General features: G+C 29.6%; 21 protein-coding genes. 3 read left to right on the top strand and 18 right to left on the bottom strand.

Annotation, left to right across the window (positions count from 1 at the left end; translation table 11 throughout):
• Positions 1 to 140: 140 nt before the first annotated feature.
• The 5 genes from N4A40_04700 to N4A40_04680 all read right to left on the bottom strand — a co-directional run bounded on the left by N4A40_04700 (position 141) and on the right by N4A40_04680 (position 3595).
• Positions 141 to 1472: a glucose-6-phosphate isomerase gene (locus N4A40_04700; GenBank protein ID MCT4661141.1), complete on the bottom strand. Its 1332-nt coding sequence runs from the start codon at positions 1470 to 1472 to the stop codon at positions 141 to 143.
• A gap of 19 nt (positions 1473 to 1491) precedes the next feature.
• Positions 1492 to 2625 carry a SpoIIE family protein phosphatase gene (locus N4A40_04695; protein ID MCT4661140.1) on the bottom strand — a complete coding sequence of 378 codons (1134 nt, stop codon included), beginning with the start codon at positions 2623 to 2625 and terminating at the stop codon, positions 1492 to 1494.
• A 61-nt stretch (positions 2626 to 2686) separates the two neighbouring features.
• A complete protein-coding gene (locus N4A40_04690) occupies positions 2687 to 2860 on the bottom strand; it encodes a hypothetical protein (GenBank protein ID MCT4661139.1) in 174 nt (57 codons plus the stop codon).
• 20 nt (positions 2861 to 2880) lie between these two features.
• Positions 2881 to 3105, bottom strand: coding sequence for a ferrous iron transport protein A (locus N4A40_04685; GenBank protein ID MCT4661138.1), 225 nt, complete (start codon positions 3103 to 3105; stop codon positions 2881 to 2883).
• A gap of 142 nt (positions 3106 to 3247) precedes the next feature.
• Positions 3248 to 3595, bottom strand: a complete 348-nt coding sequence (locus tag N4A40_04680) for a cupin domain-containing protein (GenBank protein MCT4661137.1) — start codon at positions 3593 to 3595, stop codon at positions 3248 to 3250.
• Positions 3596 to 3696: 101 nt separating this feature from the next.
• On the opposite strand from N4A40_04680, the gene N4A40_04675 reads away from it, so the two are divergent.
• Positions 3697 to 4518: a hypothetical protein gene (locus N4A40_04675; protein MCT4661136.1), complete on the top strand. Its 822-nt coding sequence runs from the start codon at positions 3697 to 3699 to the stop codon at positions 4516 to 4518.
• Between the two features lie 26 nt (positions 4519 to 4544).
• Here N4A40_04675 and N4A40_04670 read toward each other — a convergent pair whose 3' ends face one another.
• Positions 4545 to 4709 (bottom strand): hypothetical protein, encoded by a 165-nt coding sequence (locus tag N4A40_04670; GenBank protein ID MCT4661135.1) that lies wholly within the window; start codon positions 4707 to 4709, stop codon positions 4545 to 4547.
• Between the two features lie 15 nt (positions 4710 to 4724).
• Complete coding sequence (locus N4A40_04665; protein ID MCT4661134.1) at positions 4725 to 5243, bottom strand: hypothetical protein; 519 nt, start codon at positions 5241 to 5243, stop codon at positions 4725 to 4727.
• Between the two features lie 88 nt (positions 5244 to 5331).
• On the opposite strand from N4A40_04665, the gene N4A40_04660 reads away from it, so the two are divergent.
• On the top strand, positions 5332 to 5523 hold the full coding sequence (locus tag N4A40_04660; GenBank protein ID MCT4661133.1) for a hypothetical protein: 192 nt from the start codon (positions 5332 to 5334) through the stop codon (positions 5521 to 5523).
• 39 nt (positions 5524 to 5562) lie between these two features.
• Here the strand turns inward: N4A40_04660 and N4A40_04655 are convergent, their stop codons facing one another.
• The 10 genes from N4A40_04655 to N4A40_04610 form a co-directional block, all read right to left on the bottom strand.
• The gene (locus N4A40_04655) at positions 5563 to 6069 is read right to left on the bottom strand and encodes a GAF domain-containing protein (protein ID MCT4661132.1); all 507 of its coding nucleotides are present in this window, start codon (positions 6067 to 6069) and stop codon (positions 5563 to 5565) included.
• A gap of 10 nt (positions 6070 to 6079) precedes the next feature.
• Entirely contained in the window at positions 6080 to 7105 is a 1026-nt protein-coding gene (locus N4A40_04650; GenBank protein MCT4661131.1) for a LacI family transcriptional regulator, read from the bottom strand.
• A gap of 113 nt (positions 7106 to 7218) precedes the next feature.
• On the bottom strand, positions 7219 to 8550 hold the full coding sequence (locus N4A40_04645) for a hypothetical protein (protein ID MCT4661130.1): 1332 nt from the start codon (positions 8548 to 8550) through the stop codon (positions 7219 to 7221).
• A 25-nt stretch (positions 8551 to 8575) separates the two neighbouring features.
• A complete protein-coding gene (locus N4A40_04640; GenBank protein ID MCT4661129.1) occupies positions 8576 to 9823 on the bottom strand; it encodes a hypothetical protein in 1248 nt (415 codons plus the stop codon).
• Positions 9804 to 10838, bottom strand: a complete 1035-nt coding sequence (locus tag N4A40_04635; protein ID MCT4661128.1) for an ABC transporter permease — start codon at positions 10836 to 10838, stop codon at positions 9804 to 9806. Before N4A40_04635 ends, N4A40_04640 begins: the two co-directional genes overlap by 20 nt.
• The gene (locus N4A40_04630) at positions 10829 to 12103 is read right to left on the bottom strand and encodes a hypothetical protein (protein ID MCT4661127.1); all 1275 of its coding nucleotides are present in this window, start codon (positions 12101 to 12103) and stop codon (positions 10829 to 10831) included. Before N4A40_04630 ends, N4A40_04635 begins: the two co-directional genes overlap by 10 nt.
• Before the next feature lie 2 nt (positions 12104 to 12105).
• Complete coding sequence (locus tag N4A40_04625) at positions 12106 to 12921, bottom strand: carbohydrate ABC transporter permease (GenBank protein MCT4661126.1); 816 nt, start codon at positions 12919 to 12921, stop codon at positions 12106 to 12108.
• Positions 12918 to 13553: a sugar ABC transporter permease gene (locus N4A40_04620; protein ID MCT4661125.1), complete on the bottom strand. Its 636-nt coding sequence runs from the start codon at positions 13551 to 13553 to the stop codon at positions 12918 to 12920. The genes N4A40_04625 and N4A40_04620 overlap by 4 nt, the downstream gene beginning before the upstream one ends.
• A 196-nt stretch (positions 13554 to 13749) precedes the next feature.
• Positions 13750 to 15015 carry a DUF4179 domain-containing protein gene (locus N4A40_04615; GenBank protein MCT4661124.1) on the bottom strand — a complete coding sequence of 422 codons (1266 nt, stop codon included), beginning with the start codon at positions 15013 to 15015 and terminating at the stop codon, positions 13750 to 13752.
• 1 nt (position 15016) lies between these two features.
• Positions 15017 to 15535 (bottom strand): sigma-70 family RNA polymerase sigma factor, encoded by a 519-nt coding sequence (locus N4A40_04610; GenBank protein MCT4661123.1) that lies wholly within the window; start codon positions 15533 to 15535, stop codon positions 15017 to 15019.
• A gap of 186 nt (positions 15536 to 15721) precedes the next feature.
• Between N4A40_04610 and N4A40_04605 the strand changes: the two genes are divergently transcribed.
• A complete protein-coding gene (locus N4A40_04605) occupies positions 15722 to 16060 on the top strand; it encodes a hypothetical protein (GenBank protein ID MCT4661122.1) in 339 nt (112 codons plus the stop codon).
• Between the two features lie 44 nt (positions 16061 to 16104).
• On the opposite strand, the gene N4A40_04600 is transcribed toward N4A40_04605, so the two are convergent.
• A partial coding sequence (locus N4A40_04600; protein ID MCT4661121.1) for a peptide ABC transporter substrate-binding protein occupies positions 16105 to 16323 on the bottom strand: 219 nt, incomplete at its 5' end.

Here is a 16323-nt window from a genome sequence, read left to right as displayed (position 1 = left end):
CCGAATTATATCACAACTGAATTTATCAATATTTAAAATATAGTTACAAATTTGTTATTTCAAAACAAAAAAGCTGAGGATAAATTAATTCATCCTCAGCTCTTCATAAGATTGTAAAACAACAATCACTAATCCATATTCTACTTTAACTTTTCTCTAAGCTCTTTTGTCAGCTCTTCAAAACCTGGCTTTTCTAATAAAGCAAACATATTTTTCTTATATGCCTCTACTCCCGGTTGGTTAAAAGGATTTACATCTAGTACGTATCCACTAACCCCACAAGCTTTTTCAAAGAAATAAATTAAATGACCAAACGCTTTTGCATCCATTTTTTCTATCGACAATACAATATTAGGAACTCCTCCATCCTCATGAGCTAAAACAGTTCCTTCAAATGCCTTTTTATTTACGTAATTCATAGTCTTTCCAGCCAAGTAATTTAATTGATCTAAATTTTCTCCATCTTCTAAAATATCAAAATCTCCATCAATATTCTCTATATTTAAAACAGTTTCAAACAACAATCTTTCGCCTTCTTGTATATACTGTCCCATAGAATGTAAGTCTGTAGAAAAATCTACACTTGATGGATATATTCCTTTATTCTCTTTTCCTTCACTTTCGCCATAAAGTTGCTTCCACCACTCACTTAAATAGTGCATTGAAGGTTCATAGTTAACCATTATTTCTATTTTTTTGCCATTTCTATACAATAGGTTTCTAAGTCCCACATATTGATAACAAGGGTTTTCCAAGATGTTCTCTTTTGAATACATCTTCACAGCCTCTTTGGCTCCTTTAAACATTTCATCAATATCTATTCCTGTAACAGCAATTGGCAACAAGCCTACCGCTGTAAATATCGAATATCTACCACCAACATCATCAGGTATAACAAATGTTTCATATCCCTCTTGATCAGCTAATTGTTTTAGTGCACCTTTATTGGCATCTGTAGTAGCAAAAATTCTTTCTTTCGCACCATCTTTGCCATACTTTTCTTCAAGCAATCTCTTAAAGACTCTAAACGCAAGCGCAGGCTCTGTTGTAGTCCCTGACTTTGAAATAACATTTACCGATATATCTTTATCCTTAACTAATTCTACTAATTCTTTTAAATATCTACCGCTTATGTTGTTTCCAGCGTAATATATACTAGGTGTGTTCTTTTCTTTTAAGTCATTATAAAAATTGTTTTGAAGTGCATCAATTGCTGCTCGAGCTCCTAAATAAGATCCACCAATTCCAATTACAATCAACGCTTCACTTTGCTTTTGTATACGCTTTGCAGCTTCTTTGATTCGATTAAATTCATCCTTATCATATTCATTCGGATAATCTAACCATCCTAAAAAATCATTTCCTTTACCTGTCTTATTGTGTAAAAGTTCATGTGCCTTCCCTACCTCGTCTTGCATACCCTTCAATTGTTCCTCTGTAATACCTGTTCTAGCGTAATCAACTTTAATCATGCCTCGGCGCCTCCTCAATTTAATAAAAAAAGTTTTTACTTCCCTGATTTCTAACATATCTTGCCTTTATTATGGCAAAATCATCTTCTTTTGTATTGAATTCATACTCCTTAACATACCTTTTTATGTCCTCAATTATATTATGATTCCTATCTCTAGCAAGCTCTCTAAGCCTTTCTAAGCCAAATTGTTCGCCATATTTATTTTTAGCTTCGATTATACCATCGGTGTATAACAACAGCTTATCGCCTTCATTTAAGGAGATAGTCTGTTCCTCATACGTTATACTATTAAACAATGATGCAATAGGATATCCTGTAACTTTCAAAAGATTTACCTCATCATCTTTTAAAAGGAGTGGAATACAATTATGACCAGCATTTGAAAATAAAAAAGTATCGTCCGCCGAATCTAGTATACCATAAAATATAGTAAAATATTTATCATCATCTAATTGTAATTGTAAAAATCTTTTGTGCAATTCAGACAAAACTTTTCCTGGCCTAATATAATAGTCCTTTAACGCACGCATAGTTTGGCGTATAAACATAGTCATCATAGATGCTGTAACACCATGACCTACAACATCACTTACGTATATACCCGTATATCTATCATCTATTTTAAAAACATCAAACATGTCGCCACTAAGCGCTTCTGATGCTTCATATATATAATCTATTTTAAATGAACCATATTGATCTTTATTTGGAAGTATTTTTCTTTGAAGTTTTCTTGAAAACTCTAAATCATCTCTCATAATCTTATTAGCTTCCATTATTTCACGCTCTAAAGCACGTTCTCTTGTAACGTCTCTAAAAACCTCCACCGCTGCATATATTTTACCAGACTCATCTTTTATAGGGGCACTCTTCACAGAATAAATTCTATTTCCAATGACCTCTTCTTTTTCTGTTACTCCTCCAGTAGATATGGTAGCCTTAGTAGTGCATACATTGCATGGATTATCCTTTCCAATAGCCTCATAGCATTTCGAATCAAGACGCACTCCACCTATACACTGACTCATACTTCTATTTGTAAAAATAACATGACCATCGCAATCGACTACTCTAACCCAATCAACCATACTATCTAAAACATCATATGTAAAACGTATATTTTCATTTTTTAAATTGCGTCTATTTTCCATAATCTCACCCCAATTATTTGTCTATTACATTATATCAAATAACTAGGGTAATAAAAAAGGGCTATCGCCCTTTTTTATCGTCTTTTTTATTCATATTTTTTATACCACAATCTTTGCAATTACAATTACAATTCGAACATTTTCCTTGACTACCATTTTTAAAATTTTTATAAATAATACCTATCGCAAATATAACCATAATAGTTGTAATAATATATGCAATTATTTCAAACATAAATCACCTCTTGATTTTAACTATTTAGCCAAATCCACAATAATTTTATGAGCCATGCCTCTCCCTAATATCAATCTACTCCCACGCAAATTAATTATATATGCTCCTCTATTATCGCCTCTAAGCATCTCAAAACTAACGCCTTCAGTTAGTCCCATATCTTCTAATCTTCTTCTAACCTTTTCGCCCCACGTAATTTCTTTAAGCACTACTTTTTGACCTGGATAAACCATAGACAGTGGCATAATAAAACCTCCTAAATAATGATAATCATTCTTTACTTAATAATATAATATTTGATAATGATTGTCAATAGCACAATTTGATTTTCACTCTAACAAAAAATGATTGCAAATATTTATAAATATCTGCAATCATTTTAAAGAATTATTTATGACCTTCCTCTGGAACTATACATATAAATTTAAAAGTTGAATTTCCTGTGTTAACAAATTGATGTAATTCCCCAGCTGGGATATACGCATACGAACCTGCTTTAACTGGTATTTCTTCGCCATTTAAATAAACGTAGCCTTCTCCTTCTAAAATATAGTTTATATGTGGCCAAGGATGCTCATGTTTAGGGCTATATCCTCCCTCTTCTAATTCTAAAATTCTCATAACATGTCCTTCCCAGCCCTCTTTAGGTGATATCAATGCCTTTATAGATGCCCCTTTAGTCGCATCATTATTTATTTTAGTGTACTGTATCGTATCTTCATGTTGTACTATCATTTTCAAATCCTCCTTTCATACTATATTTATATTATACTATATTTTTGGGTATAATATAAATATAGTATGTTAAATCTGTATTCAACCAAAGGGGGATTTTTATGGAAAACATTGAAAATTTAATGTCTCTCGAAAAAAGCAATCCGATTCAATCTGTATCACCAGCTAGTCAAAATTTAATTCAGTTATTAAAACAGCCAGAACCATTAGAAGCTTTTCACGCTCTTCTTTCGTTTGACCAAGTTAAACAAATCACAAATTTCATAAAAGAATTTTCAAATTCTATATCCGAGCTCGAAGAATCAAGTGAAAAATTAAATGAATTTCTCAGCGAACAAGATACTTCAATTTCAGCTGAGAATAACGAAGCATTTTCTGCTGAAATTGCAATTGAAGACAAAGATGATAACCAATTAAACGAAAACAAAGCCACTCCTGATATCGATATTCAAAAAAATTTTCTTAAAAAACCGACAATAAGACAAAAAGCTAAAGAAGAAAATGACACTACATATAATTCGTTGATATCTGATTTTACAAAAACTTATAATAATTTCACTGATTTACTTGACCAAAATGAAGAAATAAATGCTCTTAACCCATTGAGAGAATCTATATATTCCCTCGAAAATATTTACGAAGAAACTTTATCTAACTTTGACATAGAAAAATCCGAGGAGTCAAACCATCTAAAAATCATAGATGAAGAATCTAGCACTAATGAATATTCAGGTTCTGATTTTAATATTTATTTATCTCAATTAACTCAAACTTTATCACTTATAGAGCAGCGTACATCTGAATTCGCTCTTTCTCTAGCTAATGTTAATATGATGGGAACTACTCTCTACTCTCCAAATTCACCTCCAACATTTCTAAATGATTTGATGGGCGTTGGTCTATATATTGATTTATATCTATAGACACTAAAAAGATCCAAGAAATTTATCTATTTTTCTTGGATCTTTTCTTTATAACTCTGGCAAACCTCCCCAGAATTTCTCAGCACTACATTAGATGGCATTTCTTTGCTTTTGAAACCAAAAAACTTACATCCCTTTGGATTTTGAGGTTCCCAAGTTACATAATAATATACACACTTTAAACAATTCACTCGCATTACATCACCTTACTTTAATTTAACTAAGCTTCCCCAATCATGTTCATGACTATCATCTAACAATAGCCAAACATCTCTACAGCTTTGAGGTATATATAAATCCTCTTCCAATAACTTCATTCTGCTATAGGTCAGATCTGGTGTAGCACTCCTTATTAATAAGACTATAGGAAAATCGACATCGTACTTACTTATAACTTTTTCTTTCTTTCTCAGCAATTGATTTAGTGCAATTAAATGATCATCGTAGTGTTCTGCTACTTCAAAATACAAATTTAATTGCTCAGCTTTTCCCAATAAAAATCTAGCCTCTTCTTGATTTTTAAACAAATGAGCTATCTCAACACCAATCTTCTTCCCTCTTTCGGTTTCCAATAGTGCATCAGGTCTTTCCCTTAACTCAAGAATTTTATACTTAGCTCCAAATATATTATAAAATCTATCAACGAAAATATCAACAGCATGTCTTTCCAATTGCTTTTTATCTGTATGACCTTTCATTTCGCCACCATCCTTTTGATTTATCATTTTGTGCTGTTTAAATTCTCTATTTTTGTATATAATATTTATATACCTATTTTTATAGTTTCAACCAATTTTAAAGGAGGTTTTACCAATGACTGATGAAAAGATATTAGATTTACTAAGTCAAATAAATTCTAAATTAGAAAAATTAGCAGAAGATGTTTCTTATAATCGTGAAGAAATTGACGCACTACAGAGAAGTGTAAATAGCTTGAATATGCTAAGTAGTGACACTAATAATAAAGTGCGTGAAGCAATTTCAACAATCAAAGAAAAAAAATAAATCACTAAAAAAATCTCAGAATTTAATTCTGAGATTTTTTTATATAAATTCCATGTTTTTAAAATCTATATATTGCTCTATACTATAGACAATCTTTCTAAGGCCTTCCATGTCAATCTCTTTAAACCTTCCTATTTTAGGACTATCAATATCCAAAACTCCAATAACCTTGTCTTTATAGTGAATCGGCAAAACTATTTCTGAATTTGATGCTTCATCACAAGCAACATGTCCTGGGAATTTATTAACATCTTCTACTAATTGAATTTTATCTTCTTCAACCGCAGTACCGCAAACGCCTTTTCCAATTTTTAATCTAGTACAAGCTGGCAATCCTTGAAAAGGTCCTAATACAAGCTCTTCATTTTTTAAAAAATAAAATCCAGCCCAGTTAATATCGCTAAGTAACAACTTCAATATCGCAGATACATTAGAAAAATTTGCTAGCCAGTCGCTCTCTTCACTCAAAAAACCTGTAATCTTCAAATTTATGTAATCATAAAGTTTTTTAGGGTCCTCTGTAACTATAGGCTTTATTGGCTTCATATTAATCCCCCTATTTAAACAATTTTGAAGTACTGTTTCTTTCTATAATTTTATGTGCCAATTGATATGACATCTCTTCTAATTTATTTTTACCCTTAATCTTATCTATAAGTCTCATTGCTACAGCTCCCATATCAAAAGATGGCTGACTAATAGTAGTTATTTGAGGTACAAATAATTTTGAGATTTTTGAGTCATCAAAACCCATTATTGAAATATCTTCTGGCACTCTAACCCCATTCTCTAAACAATAACCTATAGCTCCTGCTGCCATTTCATCACTTGCACAAAATACTGCTGTTGGAACTTCCTCTAATTCAAGAAGTTCTTTAATTTTCTCTCTAGCTAATTCAGCTGAATAATTTGCTTCTTTATAATAATCTTCGTTATACTCTACATCGTTATCTTCTAGTGCTTTTTTATATCCTTTTTTTCTCAAATATCCTGTAGCATAATCTGCATTATCTACGCCTATCATCGCTATCTTTTCATGACCTAAGTCCATCAAATATCTAACGCCCTCATATGCTGCCATTTCATTATCTATATCGACATTAGGGTGTCTTACATCTTGAATTTTTGCATTTACCGTTACAACCGGTTTTTCATACGAATCAAAAAATTCTTTGTGATAATCAGATGCACTATAAGTCACAAAAATAATACCATCTACCTCTTTTTCAGATAGCACTTCCAAAAAATCTTCCTCTCTCTGATAATCACTAAATGTATTACAAAGAATCATGGTGTAATTGTAAATATTAGCGACATCTACAACTCCTTGAACTAATTGACTACAAAATTCATTAGATATATCTGGAACCACTACCCCTATGATATTAGTTTCTTTATTAATCAAACTCCTTGCAACAAACGATGGTTTATATCCAGTTTCCTTAATAACTTGCATAACTCTCTGTCTAACTTCGCTACTTACAGGCTTAGTTTTATTAATAACTCTAGATACCGTTGCTTTTGAAACACCAGCCATTTCTGCTATATCTGTAATTGTTAATTTTGCTTTTTCTTTTCCCATGCTAGAGCCTCCTTCTGAATCTTTATCTTTGTATTTTATCATATAAATTATTCTGTGAATAGTATTTACCCCAATTGTGCTAAATTTGTAACAGAAAGTGCTAATCTACAACATTACTCATTAATCATAAGCTCTAGCCTATTTCCTAAGTATCTAAGTTCCTCAGTCATACTCTCCTTATCAATAGTCTTTTCCTCAAATACCAACCTCAGTATTTCTCTATCTATCTTAAATTTCAAAGCCTTATATAATTGAGTATTTTTATCTATCACCTTATACTTTCCACTTAAAATATTATCATTTGCTCGTTTCAAATATTTTTTTTCAAATTTTTTTCTAGACTTGTACCCTTCTGTATTAATGTAAATAGACATAGCATTCATATTAGTTGGATACCCAATATTTCTTCCACCACCTTCCAATAATATCTTTTGATTATTTCTCTCAATCAACCCGTTTATATACGATAATCCGGAATTTGTATTTTTCCCATTAGTATTTACTATAAATCCAGATAAATTGATATATTTAGTAGCTTTCTGATTATCTAATATTATCAAATCATCATATCTAGAAATACCATAGTATAAAAAAGGATTTAACAAATTAACCGTTCTCTCAAATTCAACATCCCTATAATTAAAATTCTTATCATCTAAAAGTCTAAAAGTTGACTCTTGATACAAATTTGAGTTTGGATTCAAGAGCAAGTTTTCATAATCATTGACAGAATAATTGTGAGGTCTTAAATATAACGATGACCACAATTCTTTTTTTGCTTCTATCAAGTGACTGATAAATTCTTTTTTAGTTAAATCAATCTTTCTTTTTTCAATATTTATTAAATCAAAATTTTCTATTACATCTCCTAAAATTTCATCATATCTCTGCCAATTCAAGTCTTTACATGACGATTTCAACCACTTATCTCTAATAGACCAAAACTCTGGTTCCTCCTTCGAATAGCCTACTCCTTCAATAACTTCCTTTTTTATAGCTATTGGACTCTGCTCTGCTCTTACTGGAATAAAATAATCATTTTTCATAATGGGATACAATTCACTAGCGTTGTTAACTTTCCCTGAAATGTTCATTGCCACTCCATTATCAGAATATGTCTTATATGATTCTAACTTAGAAATATAAATTAAAGTTGGTCCTTCTTTTTTATAAAGAAGCTCTCTCAATTTATCTTGATATTCACTCAAGTTACTAGCTTTTATCTGATTTATTACAACATTTATACCATTTTCCATCACAAATTTATATGGCATTTGCCGTTCATAATCTGTCCAATTAGCGTAATCCAGCTCCCATACCGCTATTTCTATTGCATTTTTTTTGTCATTTTCTACTGCGTCAAAGTTCCTATGATTTTCACTATAAAAATAAAAACCAATCAACATTATAATCATTATCACAATTGCATTCCATCTAGTCTTCAACTAATCATCACCTCAAATTGTGAAATTATTTCTCTAAAAAAATTTTTTTTCCTTTTTTTATCCTATCATCAACCGTCGTTATAACATAAGGATTTTTAAGTGGCTCCGTTATAACATTGTAGTCACCTACTACTATCATATCAACGAATTCTTCATCAACAAAATACTCTTCTCCAAGTATTCCTTCTTCTCTTCTAGCAACAAATACCGATCCGCTTGTTCCTTCTTCAAAGCCAATAGGCGCTTTTATAACACTTTTAGGTAAAGTCATAGTCCCCATAAATCTTTTTTTGTATTCTAACTTACAATCATAGCTACTTCCAAGTACTATATTAGAATCAAATTCTTTGTAAAAATACGCCTCTATAAAAACATTTCCTAACTCATCAGTATATAAATCATCAATGTACGCTTTCTTTTTTTTACCATCAACATACGCATATAGAAGTTGTAGTTCTCCAACCTTTTTGAATTGTTCTGCCGTCAAAGTCGTTTTTATCTTAACATCCTCGTAGTCATCTATACTAGTAATCTCTAAAACACTTTCCCCCTCCTTTAATGCGTATTTTTCATTCAAATTATAGATTACACCTTCACTTTCGGCCAAATAATAGCCCTGACCTTCATTTAGTATTTCTATCCATTTTTCAAGCTTTTCTTTAAGTTCTAAATACTTCTTTATCTCATTATTTGACATCTTATTTTGTGCTAATTTCAAATCTTTTTTCTCTTCTAACTGTCCTATTTTACTCTGGATAATAGACGCATTTAATATTATTTTTTCTAACTCCATTTCATCACAATCTCCAAAATTAATCAGCGATTCTTTTTCTTTCTTTTTTCTTACGAGTTTTTTTAATTCTAGATTGTCTCTTCTTTCTCTTTGAATTTCTTCTTTTATAGATTTTACTAATGTAGCATTTTTTTCTTTCTCATCTTTTAAATATTGATTTACTTCCTCTAATTTCACTATTAAATCATTTATATTTCGTACTTTAAATATTTTTTGACTTTGTGAAACCCTCTCTCCTTTTTTTACAAAATATGATTCTATTTGCATTTCAATAGGTACTTCAACTTTATAAACTTCATTTGGTTTTATAATTCCTTTACATTCTACACTTCTTACAATTTCAGAATTTCTTGGAATCATTATATTAACTTTCGGCATAAATATATCAATGATTTGTTCTGAAAAAAAACCCAAAATGAAAATTATAGCAAAAAAAGCAAAAAGAACATCAGCTATTATATTAATTATTTTTTTTGCCAAATTTGCACCTCCTAAAAATTTCAAAAATGATACCAATACATAAAAAATCCCAAACAATAACCTTTAACACATCAATTTCATATTCATTAAATCCTAAATAAAATAATTTATATATATCTAATTTAAAAACTTTGAAAGAATCTATAATTTTACCTACCGATAAAAAATCTTCTGGAATATATCTTCCTATAATTTTTATTTCTCTTATAAGCAAAAACACTACGAAATAAAATATAAACACTGACACTAAACTAACAATAGTCTTGGCTATTAGATTATAATTTTTAATCAAATATTTGCCTAAACTCATTTTATGGTATTGCATTTCATAATTATCTTTTAAATTCTTAAATAACTGCACAAATTTTTTTCTAAAAACAATTGCAAATTCCCAAAATAAAGCTATAAATACTAAAAATATAATATTTCTAAAAATATAAGTCAACTCCAAATATACTTTAACACTTAAAATTTCAACTCCCCATGACTTTAAAGAGTTTTTTATTTCACTCAATTTTCCTTCAAAATACTTTTCGCTCGGCATCAAGTAGCTCATATAATTGCAATCCCAGTTGTCATCTATAATCTCTTCATCCATTCCCAAATATAAATAATTATCGTCTTTTAACACCCCCCTTACAGTAAATTTTTTATTCAAATATGTTATTTCTTCTCCGATAACACTTTCAGATTTCAAATATTTATCAACTAAATTTTCGCTAATAACCGCGCCTTTATTTTTCAAAAAGAACTCACCTTTAGTCATGTTAATATATCTAAATTTTCTCAAATCTCCGCTCATCATTCTAACTTGATATTCACCATTTTTTTCATAAAAAATTGCCATTTCGATTGATCCATATAATTCTTCAATTTTATCTTTCTGCTCCTCACTAAGTGAATCTGTAAATCTAATCTCTATCGTCTTTGTGCTATAAATATTTTCAATATATATTAGACTCATTGCACTTAATAATAAAGCTACTATCAAAAAAAATTGTTTTTTCAATTGCATAGCATTACCCTCTTTCCGTCTTTTAACTTATGAGATACGCTATTTAAAACAATAATTTCTTTTAAATCTTCAGTGTCACTTTTTGACAATTCACCAAGAACATATTCATCGCCTAGTTCTTTTATTCTAACACTTACCCTCCTAATTTTTCTGCTTCCCGCAAAACCATTTTTTTCCAATATATATATATAATTCGTACTATCAACTTCTATATTTTGGTTTAAAAACGAACTCATCGGTACCGCATATGCATTGTCATTTTCAATGTTCATTTCTATTTTACCCATGTAACTTTTACCTATAGAATAGTTTCCTTTCGGTCTTGATACTACTTTCATGTAAATCTTAATCTTACCTTCTTTATCTGCTAAATATCCTATATTTTCTACCTCAGTCTCAAATGGCTTTTCATAAGAATCTGATTCAATTTCAATAAAATCTCCCACATTAAAATACTTCGATTGATCCATGCTCACTGAAGCTATAAGTAAAAGGTCTTTATAACTCTCCTCTATCGCCACACTTAAAATTTTATTTCCAGTACTTTTAAAATTTCGATTCTTATCTATATACACTATGTGTCCGGATTTTACAGCATAATAGTTTCCATCTTGATCAGCTTTATAATATAAACTCTGACTTTGTTCTATCCCTATACTTTCTTCTAGTTTTTTCAAAAGATCGTCATTTGTCCTTAACTTTTCGTTTATATTTTGCAAATCAACCCTATGTTGAGCATTTTTTGATTCTAAATCAGCAACTTTAATAAAATAGTCACTTCTATAATTTTGATAATCGGACTCTGAAATAGCATTTTTTTGATATAGTAAATCATAGCGCTCTTTATTTCTATTTTCTAAATTTATAGACTCTATGTTTAATTCTATTTTTCTAAAAATATCACTTTTTTGAGTTTCAAACAATTTATTTTCACTCATTACTACATCGAAATTACTTATTAACTTTTGTCTCTCATCTTCATAACAACCAGAACATTTAAATAACTTAACCCCTTTTCCAACGGATTGACCATACCTTACAAAAAACTTTTCAACACTTGCATTCTTAGGAATTGTTATATCGTAGTTATTCTCTGTTTCTAATTCAGCATCTAAGTATATAGTCTTCTTTATTTTCCTTTGTTCTATCTCTTCAGTATTTACTCTCGGTAAGTAATAGTTAAATATACTCGGCAAGAAAAATATACATAACCCCAATATAATCAATATGCTCATGATAAAATCCCTTTTATTATCAAATTTCATCGCTATTTTATACCTCCAGTCATAATTCCCTCTTTTATATATTTTTCTCCTTTATAAAATATCATTAGTGTAGGAACCATATAAAGTACTGAGCCTGCATAAAAAACTTTTAAATCCCCATTGTATATTTTTTCTAAAAAAACTGAAAGTGGTTCTTTTACAGGGTCTTTTATAAAAACCAGTGATTGCTCTATCAAGTTCCAATTGTCTATAAAAACCAACACTACAAGTGATATTATAGCTGGCCTCAAAAGTGGCAATATTACCTTAAACAAGATCTGAATATTTGTAGCACCATCAATCTCTGCTGCTTCGAGATAAGCACTTGGAATATCTTGCATAAACTGTCTTAGTAAAAATATTCCTAGTGAAGAGAAAATCCCCGGCAATATCAATGCCATATGTGTATCAATGATTTCAAATTCAAACAATCTTTCTATTGTTTCAAAAACTATATAGTTTGGTATAAGAGTAACTTGAAATGGTAATAATAATGCAAAAACATATAAACTGAGTATTACATTTCCAAGTCTTTTAGGCATTTTATAAAGTCCATATGCACCAAATAAACTTATCAAAACCTGACCACTTATAACACCAATTGTTATTTTAGCTGAATTAAAAAAGTATCTAAAATAACTTGCTTTATCTGTAATTATCAAATAATATTGATGTAAATTAAATTGATTTGGAATAAATTGCAGCCCTTCATGATTTAATTGTACGCTGTCCATGAAAGAATTGAACAATGTATACATTATTGGAATAACAAAAAAAATTGATATTATTATTGTAAGATTATTCAGTAATTTTTTCATTTTAGCCTCCCTACTTTTCTCGCATAATTTCTATCAATTCTTAGAAATATGAACACTAAAATTAAAGTCATTAGAGTAAAAATATTTGCAGCTGTAGTTAGTTCTTCATATTTCAAAAAATTAAATTTGTTATTTAAAAAATGTTGCATCATATATATTGATGGATTAGGATATTCACCTTGAATAATAAATATATCTTTAAATATTTTAAAAGAATTGATAATGCTAAGTATTCCTACAAATGCTGTTCCAGGAGCTGTGAGCGGAATAAATATATGTTTTATCTTTCCCAAATATGAAATCCCATCAATTTCAGAAGCTTCTATTATTCCTCTATCAATTTTGCTAAAACTTGCTAAATAGATAATGAAATTGTATCCTGTATTTCTCCAAATATATAGAAATACGACGATTATCATCGCATACTTAGTCTCCAATATATTATTAGTTCCACTTCCAAAAGCTTCTTTAAAAAATCCTGCTATACTTCCAGATGGTATAACCATGGGCAATATAATAAATAGCGATACAAATTTAGGTGGTTTAGTTTCATAAACTGTTAATGCTAATAAAAAAGAAAGCACAATAATCAATGGAATAGCAATTATTACAAATTTTATCGTATTATTCATCGCTAAGCAAAATGATTTATTGTGCACTATATTTATGTAATTATCAAAGCCTACGAAGCTAGTATTGAAGCTACTCTTTTGAAATGAGTACTTCAATACTAAAAATAAAGGTATCAGATACAAAATTAGAAATCCCGTCAAACTTGGAATTATATATTTGACACCTCTATAATTTTTCAGTATTTTTCTCATAATATCACCGACCAATTTCAATATCAAAATAGTTAGTTTCTATTCTAGGGTAATTTTCTATTTCAAAATCTAAAAAAGAATCACTCCCATTAGTTTTTACTCTTAAATTAAGTATTGTTTGATTTGTATTTTCTATATAGCTTAAACTGCTCTTTGAAATAGTTGCTCTATTCGACCTAACCTCAATATCTGAATTCAAATCCCTCATATCAAAATTCCCAATTCTAATAGATATATCATATCCTACATCAGTCTTATTCATTTCTGCTATTTCAAATTCATCATGCCCCTTTATAATCCACTTTTTATTATTTAAATCGATACTATTTTCAATTTTATAATTTTCATCTAAATACTTTATATTAGCACCAACAAGTCTAAATGAATCACTTGGCTTATAATAACTACTGCTAAAATACAACTTCTGTCCTCTTTTATACATATAGTTATATCTTTCACCTTCTTCATCAACGATTGCCATAGAATCAAAATCTAACAATTTTACGTTATCTAATTCATTTATTTCGCATCTCACAACATTTCTCATAGGGTATTCTTCTAAAGTCTTAAACGTTATTTTCCCAGCATTTGTACTTACATTTTCATTTATTATATACTTTGATTTTTTTCCTTCGAACACTTTATTGTCTATTTCAAAAGGTAGTGTATATGATATTTTCTCTAGACTGCCATCACTATTTTTCACACTAAATTTAGCTACTAGATTCACTTTTGATTCAACTTCATTATTATCAAAATCAAATATCAATCTTGACTGGTACTTTGACAAATTACTTATATCTAATACACTATTTCGACCTTCAAAATATCCTTTAGCAACTTTAGCTGAATTCTCATCTTCTAATACCATTTCTTCTAATATAGCCTCTTTATAATCTCCTAAGTTTTCTATACTATAAAAAACCATCATTCCAGAATCATCCATTAATACATCTTGTATGCTCATTTTTAAATTTTTGCTACTTTCATTAACGCTAACGTCTTGCATAATACCATTTTCTATCGCCAACATCAATCCTGGTTCAAAATTAGATATCTTAGCTATCTGAGTCTCATCTAATTTATTTGTTACAAAAGAAGCTATTGGCTTCAATCCTATCGAAAATGTTATTGCAACACTTGCTGCTATCCCTATTAATTTTCTTCGTTTCATAATAGAATTTCTTTTTTTATTAGCTTCCATTAGGAGGCGTGACTTAAGTCTTGCTTCTAAGCCTATCAGCTCTTTAGGCAAATCTTTATTATTCATTCTATTCTTCCCCTTCTATGCATCTTTTCAAAATTTTTAGTCCATTAAATATTCTAGATTTAACAGTTCCAACAGGAACGTTTGTTTTCTCAGAAATAGTCTTATAATCTAAATCATGATAATACTTCAGCTCTAAAGCTTCTCTCTGCTTATGGCTTACTTGATCTAGATAATTTCCAATATCTAATTCAATCTCTTTTTTCAATATGACATCGTCTTCTCTCTCAAAAACTTCTAAATCATCAGTATAAACTATTTTTTTGTTACTTCTAATCATATTTAGACATACGTTCACAAGTATTTTTTTACTCCAACCATAAAAGGCCTCTGCTTTTCTTAATTTTTTTATGTCATAAAATATTTTTACGGTCATCTCTTCTATGGCATCAAGCGCATCTTCCGAATTCTTTAAATACGACATAGCAATCTTATAGTATACAAGCTTTTGAACTGAAATTAGTTCAACTATGCTGTCTAAATCACCATTTTGTGCCGCTTTAACTTTTTCTATTGTCTCCATTTACTGCGCTCCCTTCTACTCTATAGACAAAGTATCGTTACAAAAAGTTCATTTTTTTCTATATTCTTTACTTTTCTTTAATATTTTTATATTTTTATTTTTTCTATTTTTATGTTATCTCTTTTTCTGTGCTGGGTAAACACTAAAATATACTATTTTAGAAAAAAATAAGATTGGAGGTCTATTATGAACGAAATAATCATATACACTACACCAACTTGTCCTCATTGTAAACGTGCAAAAGATTACTTAAACGAAAATAATATTTCATATGCAGAAAAAGATATTTCTTCAGATTCTATCGCTGCTTCAGAACTAAGATCTCAAAAAATAATGAGCGTTCCTACTTTTAAAATTAATGGACACTACGTTGTTGGCTTTGATCTAAAAAAAATAAACGAATATCTAACCCCATTTATTGTTACTTGTCCCGAATGCAATAGCAGAATGCGTCTTCCAAGTCATATGGGAAAATTGAGAGCGACTTGTCCTCATTGTAAACACAAATTTGAAACAAAAACCTAAAAAAGCCACTCCCCACGGGAATGGCTTTTTTTATAACAAATATCCTATCTTACAATATCTGCCCACTTGTATTCATAAGTTATTCCCACTGGGAATTTCAAAACATTTTTCAAGTAATCTCTTTGAACAATGTTTGACGCTTTGTAGTAAATAGGCGCTACTGGCATTTCTTCCATAAGAATCTTTTCTGCATCAATCATAGCTTGCATTCTCTCATCACCAGTTGTATTTGTAGCTTTTTCTATAAGCAAATCATACTCTTC

It is taken from the genome of Tissierellales bacterium (genome assembly GCA_025210965.1).
Lineage (GTDB): Bacteria > Bacillota > Clostridia > Tissierellales > JAOAQY01 > JAOAQY01.
Note: the sequence above shows the minus strand (reverse complement) of the source record. Positions and strands in the feature narration are given on the sequence as shown.